The 10,300-nt window shown below is 44.8% G+C and carries 8 protein-coding genes; 4 read left to right on the plus strand and 4 right to left on the minus strand.

Translation table 11 applies throughout. The annotated features are described in order from the left end of the window. From rplL to RMO27_RS12705, 3 genes are all read left to right on the plus strand, one after another. Positions 1-217 (plus strand): 50S ribosomal protein L7/L12 (gene rplL / locus RMO27_RS12695; RefSeq protein ID WP_309732992.1); only part of this gene is annotated, 217 nt, incomplete at its 5' end. Positions 218-517: 300 nt separating this feature from the next. Beyond that, entirely contained in the window at positions 518-2,455 is a 1,938-nt protein-coding gene (locus RMO27_RS12700; protein WP_309732995.1) for a hypothetical protein, read from the plus strand. A 244-nt stretch (positions 2,456-2,699) separates the two neighbouring features. After that, positions 2,700-3,854: a glycosyltransferase family 2 protein gene (locus RMO27_RS12705; RefSeq protein WP_309732997.1), complete on the plus strand. Its 1,155-nt coding sequence runs from the start codon at positions 2,700-2,702 to the stop codon at positions 3,852-3,854. 23 nt (positions 3,855-3,877) lie between these two features. On the opposite strand, the gene RMO27_RS12710 is transcribed toward RMO27_RS12705, so the two are convergent. The 3 genes from RMO27_RS12710 to RMO27_RS12720 are packed head-to-tail and all read right to left on the minus strand — an operon-like array spanning position 3,878 to position 7,947. Continuing rightward, complete coding sequence (locus tag RMO27_RS12710) at positions 3,878-4,804, minus strand: glycosyltransferase (RefSeq protein ID WP_309732999.1); 927 nt, start codon at positions 4,802-4,804, stop codon at positions 3,878-3,880. Positions 4,805-4,816: 12 nt separating this feature from the next. Next, entirely contained in the window at positions 4,817-7,117 is a 2,301-nt protein-coding gene (locus RMO27_RS12715) for a glycosyltransferase (RefSeq protein WP_309733001.1), read from the minus strand. Between the two features lie 14 nt (positions 7,118-7,131). Then, complete coding sequence (locus RMO27_RS12720; protein WP_309733004.1) at positions 7,132-7,947, minus strand: methyltransferase domain-containing protein; 816 nt, start codon at positions 7,945-7,947, stop codon at positions 7,132-7,134. A gap of 352 nt (positions 7,948-8,299) precedes the next feature. Here RMO27_RS12720 and RMO27_RS12725 point away from each other — a divergent pair, with 352 nt between their 5' ends. Beyond that, positions 8,300-9,571 carry an ABC transporter permease gene (locus tag RMO27_RS12725; RefSeq protein WP_309733005.1) on the plus strand — a complete coding sequence of 424 codons (1,272 nt, stop codon included), beginning with the start codon at positions 8,300-8,302 and terminating at the stop codon, positions 9,569-9,571. Positions 9,572-9,877: 306 nt separating this feature from the next. Here RMO27_RS12725 and RMO27_RS12730 read toward each other — a convergent pair. Beyond that, the coding region (locus RMO27_RS12730) for a WD40 repeat domain-containing protein (RefSeq protein ID WP_396133700.1) at positions 9,878-10,300 on the minus strand (423 nt) is incomplete at its 5' end.

Consider the following 10,300-nt stretch of genomic DNA (forward strand, 5'->3'; position numbering starts at 1 on the left):
GACCGAATTTAATGTTGTCCTTGAAGCGTTAGCTGATGACACCAAGAAAATTGCCGTCCTCAAAGTTGTCCGTGCCATCACTGGCTTAGGCTTGAAAGAAGCTAAAGACTTGGTTGAATCCACTCCTAAAGACGTCCTCACTGGCGTACCCAAAGCTGCTGCTGAAGATGCTAAGAAACAGCTCGAAGAAGCTGGCGGTAAAGTCGCACTCAAATAGTCGATCCAGTACTCAATCCCGACCTGTGTATCAGTCGGGATTGAGATGCTTGAGGCTCAAAATTCACGATCGGGGTAATGTCGCAATTGCCCTAACCGTGGATTTCTTTTTTGGCATAGTCAGATTTCACCAGCGATCGAGCGCGTTCACATTTCGATCGACTAATCTGGTAAGATTTTAAGCTATTATTAATGCAATAATTCTCGATTATGAATCCTAGCTCATAGCGACAATTGACGTTCCTAATTGCTAGTTCCACCTCAACTCCATCGATTTTCGCCGATAGCTTTCGGTTAATATATGCACTCAGCCACGCGACTGGATGACCTCAAAATTTTAGAGTGTTTCCTCCAAAACTCTCTTCACGCTCACTTAGGGCGGATTATTCCATTCCAGGTGCAGTGTTTATATAAGGATGATACCTTATGGGTACTCGCCCAACATCCTGCCAATATTGCCATCGATATTTCCGATACCTTTAGTGTTTTAGAACGTGCCTTGCAAGCCGAGGAGCCAAAAACTCCGCTGGCAGTCAAGCTCTATCTGCGGACGGAAGGAAATCAACGTCCCTACAGCCAGCAAGGATTTACCGTCTATCCCTTAGTCAAACAGACTGTACCAGGGGAAGCGGGGCCAGAAATGACGGGCATGAGCGAAGATCGGATCGCCCTAGAGCGCGATCATCAAGATCTTACACCTGGGCAACCCATTCACATCTCAGCCGATCGTATGGAAAACGCCGACCTCACTCCCACGGTGCCAGAGATCGTCCCAAATGATGAGGAAATCGTCAGTCTCTCGACACAGTCTCACTATCGATCGGGTCAGCCCTCAGATCGATTGGTTAAGATCGATACCGATATTTTTGTCGCGGATATCGAGCATTCCTTCGGGACGACCAAAAGTGACTATCATTCTGCCTATCCCCCCGCTGCCAACCGCAAAGGCAAAATGTTATTACCGCTGCTTGGCGGGCTGGGCGTACTCGCACTCGGTTCGGGTGCCGCCTATATGGGCACGCGTCCCTGTGTCTTGTCTGCCTGTACCGAGCTAAGTACCGCCACCCAGCTTACCCAGTCGTCGTTGGTGGCGATCGAAAATCCCAAAGCAACTGGGCAAGATGTCTTGATCGCCCAAAAACAGTTGCACCAAAGTGTCGATGCCCTCAACTCGATTCCGGCCTGGTCGGATAAGTACGATACCGCTCAAAAAACGCTGCAAGTCACCACACCGCTGGTAGCCGATTTGGATACGACGGTAGCTGCGATGAACAAGGCTTATCAAGCCACCAATTTAGTCAAAACCCAACCGATTCCGCTCGGACAATGGCAACAGAGCAAGCAGCTCTGGACAGAATCAGTCAGTAGTCTGGGCACCATTACCACCCAGAGCAAACTCTATCCGCTGGCACACCAAAAGCGGACTGACTATCAAGGTAGATTAGTTGATATCGATCGCCGGATCGAAGCCGAAACAACTGCCGATCGCCAGCTTAAATCAGCCACAGATGGCATCAAAGCAGCTCAACAAGCGCAAACATCTGCTGTTTCGCTGGCTCAATGGCGAGAGGTCAAAACGCAGTGGGACAATGCCAATACTCAGTTGACGAGCATTCCACCGACGACGACCGTCTATACTCAAGCCCAAGCTGTGCTAAAGTCCGTTCAACCCCAAATGACGGCAGCACAAGAAAAAGTTGGGGAAGAAGACAAAGCCAATCAAAACTACAATAAGTCCATCAGACTAGCTCAGTCAGCCAAGTTATTACAGAAAAACAACCTGTTAGATCGATCTCTGGCGGAATGGAATCAAGCGGTGGTCGCTATTCAAAGCATCCCCCCGACTAGTTCGACTTATACTCAGGCTAAACCCCTAATCGCTGAATACACTAAAAGCTTTCAACAGGTCGAAACCCAATTCAAAACGGTGCAAAAGATCGCCCTCGCCAATCGCGATCTCCAGCGCACTTGCGCTGGCAATCCCCAGATTTGTTCGTACGCAGTGAGCAATAAAGCGATCGTCGTGCGGTTGACACCACTTTATACCCAGACACTGATGCAGACAGCCTTAGTTGCTTCGGCACAAGGTAATGGTAATGCCAAAATTGGTATTGTCAATCATGTCAATACCCTCGGTAACGCCCTCCAAGCGATCGGTGAAAATGCCAAACTACCGATCGAAATCTATGGTGCTGATGGTAAGCCGATTCAAAATTACCGGCCTCAGGGCGATCGGTAGACTAACTGGCAACAATCTAGCGTCGCTAATCCTGTTATCATCAATGACAACAGTAAGGTTGGCCAAAAATACACTCGATCGAGTTGGTTACTAACCTATTTGACAGACAGATCGATTTTTTTAACGTATCGATCATCGGTTGTAGTTGTAGTAACTAGCCGATCGATCTAGATTGATGTCTGTCGATCTATATATGTGAATATAACTATTAAAATTTACGCAATCGACTATTGGAAATAGCTATATGACAACAGATCCATCGACTAATATTTACAACCTTGATCAAAAAAGGTTGCTAGTTGTCTCGCGATTGCAGTCGGCAAAAGTATTTGAAGAGATGGGCTGTGATTCTTGGAGATCGATATCTAATTCTTCCTATCAGTCAGTTGATCGACCCAATATCTGTGTAATTATACCCTTGTATAATTATGCAAAATATATTCATCAATGCGTAGAAAGTGTTGCTGCTTCTGTCTTTGAAAACAGCGATGTCAAGATTGAGGTATTAGTAATCGACGATCGTTCTACCGATAACTCGCGCCAAGTTATTGAAGAGTATTTAGAACGCTCCAGTTTACCTATTTGTTTAATTAAAAAGTATCTAAATACAGGTCTAGCTGATGTCAGAAATATCGGCTTAAAAATAGCGCGCGCTCCATACGTATTCATGCTAGATGCCGATAATTGGATTGCTCCCAATTGTTTGGCTGTCATGTACGCCCAGATAAAATCGGGCAATTATGCTAGCATCTATGGCAAAATCAAAATATTCAATAATGATACTCAGGAGTACGTTTATGTATTCTCAGACCAAGAATGGAATGTAGACGATCTCATTCAAGATCCTTATATCGACGCGATGGCGATGTTTGACAAAAATATCTTAATCGAGGTTGGTGGCTATTCGACAGAGCTAGTTGAATATGGTTGGTTTGGATTTGAAGATTACGATCTGTGGTTGAAACTTGCCCACCATGATTATGTTGTTAAATTAGTTCCAGAAGTACTCAGTTCTTACCGAGTGCATTCTTCTTCGATGATTAATACGACCAATCAGTTTCGGGTAAATATGGCCAGATATTTTAATGCTAAGTTCCCCGATCTAGCAACCATCAACACAACCTCAGAGAAACTATTTGGTGCTCGGCGGAATTTAGTCGCTGGGATGAGCTGTCAAAATTTAACATCTACCACTGAGAATTCAGACTGGGCTATAGACGGAGCTGCCACCGATACATTAACCGCAACTACCGATCGAGATCTAAATGCGTCTTTATCACAAGAGCTGAATCAGTGTTATCAAACGATCGAATCTATGGAATCTAGTAAGTTTTGGCAATTAAGAATTAAGTGGTTTAAATTCAAAGAAATGTGGTATCGGTCAAAATTGGTTAAGTGAAAAATGGGTCTTATTTATGAGGACTAGGGGCTGAGTAAGATTTTAAATAATTCTGGATAACGGATTAATTGCCCGATCTGTAAGATGGTAAACCGGATACAGAAAAATTTATAGCCAAGACTCGATAGATGACGGCGAGCAAAACGGGCTTCACACATAAATAAATTAACGTACCAATCGCGCTGGGATGCAAATCGGCAGCCGCCAGAGGGACTCATCAAGTGTACGACTTTAGCTTGCGGATTGAACCAGATTTCTTTGTCTGGAAAAGCTTTCAGCAGCCGGAGACTAGCATCCGATTCTTCGCGACGCACATTACCGAGATGCCCTTCATCAAAGCCTTGAATTGCGATCAACGCCGATCTCAGAAATGACATGTTGCAGCCTCTAGGAGTCATCACTTGGCACGGATAAGGGCGGCTGAAGTCACATAAAAATAAGCCACTTTTGGTAATCAGCGCGACTGGATAGCCCTCGACATCTAGAAAAGCTCGGTAATCTTGACTGTGCTGGAGATAAGGACGTAATAAGGTCAAAATCGATCGCCTGACGATCTGCTTCCACATTGGACTAGCAACACTAGCAGGTAATTCCTCATGTCCGGCTACGGCCATCGCGTTGGGATGTTCCTGATAGGTGAGCAAATGCCGAACGACCAGATCGAAGCTCGGAATCACATCGTCATCTAGATAAATAATTACATCTGCCTCTGTATGCTGGTAAGCCTGATTGCGAGCGATGCACAAGCCTTTGACGCTTAAATGTACCAACCGCAGCGGTACTGGAAATTTCGCCTGCCAGCCACTCAGATCGATCGGGAGATCGGTTTGATCGACGATTAAAATTTCCAGTACTGCACTCAGATCGATCGCCGACAGATAAGCTAATGTTTCGGCTACCTGCGCGTGACGGTTGAGCGTAACGATCGCGATCGTGGCATTGAGAGTCATGAATTTAACCAGCTAAGGATTCTTTTCCGCAAAAAATTGCACTAACGTCCGTTTGATGGCAGAAATCACACCGATCTTCTCATACTTAGAAATCCGGCTGTAGGACTTTTTGGCGACTTTCCAAGCTGATGCTTTGACCAACGTCGTGACACTATAGCCTGCTAAGCCTTTAAAACCGGGATCTGGAGAGCGATTTTCGCCAATATGACCGGAGTTGATGACCAACTGCTGAATGCTAGCTTTGAGCATATATAACTGGCGGATGTTCCAGGCTGATGGCTCGACTGAAGCGATATACTGGCGCAGTTTGTAGGCTTCGCGGAGGATGGCATCTTTGTTAGCGATCGCCGGATTTGCTTTAGTCCAATAGAGAGGGTACGGAAAATAAGCGATCTTGGTGCCAGTGGCAATCGCGATCGCCAGTAGATATTTGCCCAAGCTGTCGATCTCGAAAGGCACAGACCAATCGATCCGATCGAGAAATTTGGTCTCGACTAAGAGATTGGCTGTAGTTCTGACACTTGAAGCTAATAATTGGGACACAAAGCCAATTCTCAGATTGTGTACCTGTGGCGAGTAATCGTCGATCAGCGGCGGACACATGGCGATCTGCGCATCAGCAGTTAGAGCCGATCTCACCAGGGTGTCGAGCATCTCGGTGGCGGCAATCTCGTCAGCCTGCCAAAATAGAACCAGATCGGTTTGTCTAATTGCGGTGAATAGCTGTTGCCGATCGATCGCGCCTGTAGCCGAGTCGCCATCTACGATCTGAAGGTTCGGAAATTGTTTTTGAGCGACGCTCAAGAGTTGGTGACTCGCTTTAGTTTCAACCGCAACCGCGACGATGACAATCTGCCAGTGCTGGTAAGTCTGTTGGTGCAAACTGGCCAGACATTCTAATAAAGTTGCATCGCTATCCCGATAGAAAATACAGATCGTTACTACTGGCGAGATTGGGGGTGCCGATCGAGCAGCCACCCCGTCGATATACTGGGTGCGCTGTTCGAGTAAGCTTTGATTGAGTTTGCCTAGAAAATCTGCGGTTGGTACTAATAGGGACTCAGGATAGTTGGTGAGAATTCCCGTCAGAGCTTGAGTTAGCGATCGGACATTGCCGGCTTGAAACCAATGTACGCCAGAAGATCGCTCTAATAGCCCCAGCGTCTCGCGAAACCCGCCCGTATCGGCGGCAATAATACTGACTGGCAATTGTCCGACCTCTAGCGCACTATTGGGAAAGTTGTCTTGGGGACTAGTCAGACAAACAATGGCACTGTTGAGGTCGCTAATCAGATTGAGAGCTTCAGCACTAAATAAGTTTTCAAAAATATCATAATCATATACACCTTGTAATTCTTGTTCGATATATTGCTGACTATCTAAATCCTTTAACTCGTAAGATTGGAGGGGAATAACCTTCCCCAAGAAAATTATGTGAAATCGCGCTGCTACTGCTGGTGCTAAACTCTTAAATGCTTGGATAAATGTACACAATCCTTTTCTTTCTTCTAATCTAGCAAAGAAAATTAAGGGAATTTTATCGACTAATTTAGGTTGAACTAATTGACTATATTTACTCTTGACGGCAGGGGCGATCGGCGGCACAAAGTAAGGTAATCGGATCGCTCGATCGACATTCCAGCCATAACTTTTTACCTTATTCCTAATAAAGTTGGAAGGATGAAAACTGAGATCGGCATTTTCAAATGAATTCTGTTCATAGTGACAAAGTTGCCAGAAAGCTTGGGGATAGGGAACGGTAAATTTTTCGTTAGCTTCATCGATCCATTCATGTCCGCTGTGCAAAGTTACCGAAGTAACGCATCTGGGAATTAAACCAACTTGTTTCGCTTGAATCGCGCGGTAGCCATAGCCAGACATCTCGGCAAATTCTGCATAGATTTGAGCTGCTGGACAACAAGCTGATAGAGCCTGAATGAAAAAGAAAATACAAAAGCTTTGATAATCAAAAAAATCAGACTTAGCTTCTGCCAACATGGCGCGATGGATCGGTTGCAATGTCAAAATTTCTTCGACTTCGAGCGTCGAAAAAACTCGATCGAGTGCCGGAACTTTCGACTTACCCTGGAACCGATCTTCCGTCGCACATAGCAACAAAATTACATACCAACCTTCAGCTTTTAATCTCTGACTTAAAGCATTATAATAAGTCCCAATTCCGCCATTTTTATAGTAACCTTCATATTCAGAAGCAACTAACAATGCAATTTTTTCGGTTCGAGCTGGGAATAAGCTAGCAATCTCATCTTTAAAATCAACTAAAAAACTATACTTAGTAATTTGATTTAACATTGAAAATATAGCTATTATGAATGACTTTTGGGGAGGAGCTGGGGAATATTGTCTTCAATATTATAGGTAAATTGACCATCTTGAGAAACTAGCCGATCGTCGGTAAGCTGGAGGGGTTGAATTGTCTCTGGGCAGACCAGGAGTGGATAAAACCAACTTTTAGGATCGGAATTACTCAATAATTGGGCGTTGACTGCCGTTGAATCAACTATTTCACCTGGCTTACGGACGATGACATAATGAGTATTATGAGTGGTTTCACTATTGCCTTTAAAGAAATTGCCTTTGGAGAGTTGATTGACAATTATCCACCAAAAAGATAGCGTCAATTTGTTTGCCTTACTACCTTTAAAATATTCCCATAGTTGCCAAGCAATGGTTTGACCGAAATGATGCACGTATCCAGTTTCGATGACTTCAAAGCCGACATATTTCATCAATTCAATCAACCCCTGTTCGGTAAAGCGAACATAGTCATGAGGGCAAGCATGTTGCGGCTGAAGAAAAGGCACCGCAATCACCCCATAGCCACCATTGCGCAGGACGCGATAAAATTCTTTGGCGACGATCCACGGATAGCGAGTATGCTCTAGCACGGCAATACTGACGATCGTATCTACGGCGGCATCTTGCAAGGGGAGGGCATGTAAGTCGCCTAAAATATCTGGCTTGTTACTAGGAACGATATCAATATTTAAATCCCGATCTCCTAATTGAATTTCGCGTTGCCCAGAACCACCATTTAAGACTATTCCTTTGATGTATTTGAGATAAGGAGCTAACTCCTCTTCTAGTTTAGGCCAGACCAGCGGATCGGAATGAATATTCATTTTTGCGTTACTATTGACTTGGTAATTTCAATTAACTATTAGATATCAGAAGAATTATAGAGGATTGAGTTCCCGAATAATGTCATCTGCGATTTCCAGATCTCGAACAACTTTATCATTCAGACGTAGTTACTAGATCTGATCGAGATTCGTCAATTTTAGACTACAAAGCTTTGGGTACTGTAGTCAGGGTATAATATCGATTGAAAGTATAAATCAGATCGAGATAAGGTAATGAATATCTTGAAGATTTAGGGGCTTGGCAAATAGCTATTGAATCTAGAATAGTTGGCATTTGATCGAGTATTAAGATTTCACTCAGGAGTATTATATAGGATCTCAAGTGTAAAATATGAAAGCAAGAAATAAGGCTTACCGGCTGCGGCCAGTATCGATTGGAGAAATTGTCAGCATCGCGATCGGTGCCCTCTTGAGCAATAAACTTCGCACGCTGTTGACCATGCTGGGCGTAATTATTGGGATTGCTTCAGTGATCGCCATTACATCTGTAGGACAAGGTGTGCAGAAGGCCACCGAACAGCAAATTCAATCGCTAGGTACTGATGTCCTGCAAATTCTGCCTGGAGAGGCCAGAACGGGGGGGATCAGTCGGGGCGTTGGTTCGAGCAGTACCTTGACTATTCAAGATGCCCAAGCGATCCGCGAGCAAATTCAAACCGCTCAACATGTATCGGCTTATCTTCAGCGTCCCGGCCAAGTCGTCAGCGGGCAAATCAATCATGCGACGAATGTCGTCGGGATCGATCTCGATTATCTCAAGGCCAGAAATACCGAACTCACCCAAGGCCGATTCTTCACGCCAGAGGAAATGAAGCAAGCAGCTCCGGTGGCAATTTTGGGGTCTACCTTGCTCAAAGAACTATTTGGTAGCGATGGTAATCCACTCGGTCAGCAATTGCGAATTGAAGGCAAAAATAGTTATGAAATCATTGGTGCCTTTGAACCGAAGGGATCTGAAGGATCGATCGATCGTGACGATCAGGTATTTATTCTCATCACCAATATGTCCGAGCGGATTGTCGGTAATAATGCCTTGATCGGTAAGGCTGTCAATGGTATTTATGTCAAAACTAATAGTCAGACAGAAATGAAATTGGCTGAATATCAAGTCACAAATTTATTACGGATGCGACACAATCTCGCTGCATCCGCAACAGATGATTTTAGTATCCGCAGTCAGATCGGTGTAGTCAAAACTTTTTCAGCAGTAGTGCAGTTATTTACGATCATGCTGGTGGCGATCGCCGGAATTTCGTTGGTGGTGGGGGGGATTGGGATTGCGAATATTATGCTGGTTTCGGTCGTCGAGCGGACTAGAGAAATTGGCATTCGGAAAGCTCTGGGAGCCACTAATAAGGGAATTTTACATCAGTTTTTGGTTGAGTCGGTGATGCTATCGATCGCTGGTGGTCTGATTGGGATCGCGGTCGGAATTCTGGTGGCTTTCACTACCGCAACTGTCTTTCAATTTCCGTTTATCGTCTCACTCTGGTCGGTACTGAGTGGATTTGGATTATCTTTTATCGTTGGACTACTAGCTGGCGTGATTCCTTCGCAAAATGCCGCGCGACTGACGCCAATTACGGCTTTAAGAAGTGAATGATATAGTAACCACCAATGTGATTGATACATACAGCGGTTTGAGGGTTGATGGGGTACAGTTATTTTCAAAATCCTTATTCAGAAAGTGATACGGAATCTAAAGTGTTCCTTATATCCCTGCGAACCGCTGTAATTGATCGAACTAGCGGCATGTGGGATCTAAATTTAAGAGTACTGATAAGAATGGGGAGATCGAAGTTGTCAGGGTGGCAATTTCCATGCTCTAAATCCTTGGTGGAGAACAATATCGAGTTGTGATAATTGGTTGGATTGAAAGGTCGATCGATTTCACTATATCTCCGACTCATTAATGTTTTTTGGTGCCAATACCGTCGCAGAGGTGCTTGTCGCTTTCACTAACATTAATATTGTTCTCTAAATAAACTCGTGCCCAATCACAACTGCGTCCCATCAAAGCGTCTAAATCCCATCCTGTCTCGCGATTCCAGAGTTTGACCGTATTGTCAAAACTACCGGTGGCGAAGGTCTTGCCATCAGGGCTAAAACTCACGCTCCAGACAGAGCCTTGATGCCCTTGGAAGGTGCGGATTTCCTTGCCGGTATCTAGATTCCAGAGTTTAACCGTATTGTCCTCACTACCGGTGGCCAAAGTTTTACCATCAGGGCTAAAACTCCCGCTTAAGACAGAGCCTTGATGCCCCTGGAGGGTGTGGATTTCCGTGCTAGTATCTAGATTCCAAAGTTTAACCGTATTGTCCTCACTACCGGT

Source organism: Chamaesiphon sp. OTE_75_metabat_556 (assembly GCF_031378165.1).
In the GTDB taxonomy this organism is placed as follows: domain Bacteria; phylum Cyanobacteriota; class Cyanobacteriia; order Cyanobacteriales; family Chamaesiphonaceae; genus Chamaesiphon.

Coding starts and splice junctions, on each gene's coding strand:
- RMO27_RS12700 (WP_309732995.1), top strand. CDS start 518: ATGCACTCAGCCACGCGACTGGATGACCTCAAAATTTTAGAGTGTTTC.
- RMO27_RS12705 (WP_309732997.1), top strand. CDS start 2,700: ATGACAACAGATCCATCGACTAATATTTACAACCTTGATCAAAAAAGG.
- RMO27_RS12720 (WP_309733004.1), bottom strand. CDS start 7,947: ATGAATATTCATTCCGATCCGCTGGTCTGGCCTAAACTAGAAGAGGAG.
- RMO27_RS12725 (WP_309733005.1), top strand. CDS start 8,300: ATGAAAGCAAGAAATAAGGCTTACCGGCTGCGGCCAGTATCGATTGGA.
- RMO27_RS12710 (WP_309732999.1), bottom strand. CDS start 4,804: ATGACTCTCAATGCCACGATCGCGATCGTTACGCTCAACCGTCACGCG.
- RMO27_RS12715 (WP_309733001.1), bottom strand. CDS start 7,117: ATGTTAAATCAAATTACTAAGTATAGTTTTTTAGTTGATTTTAAAGAT.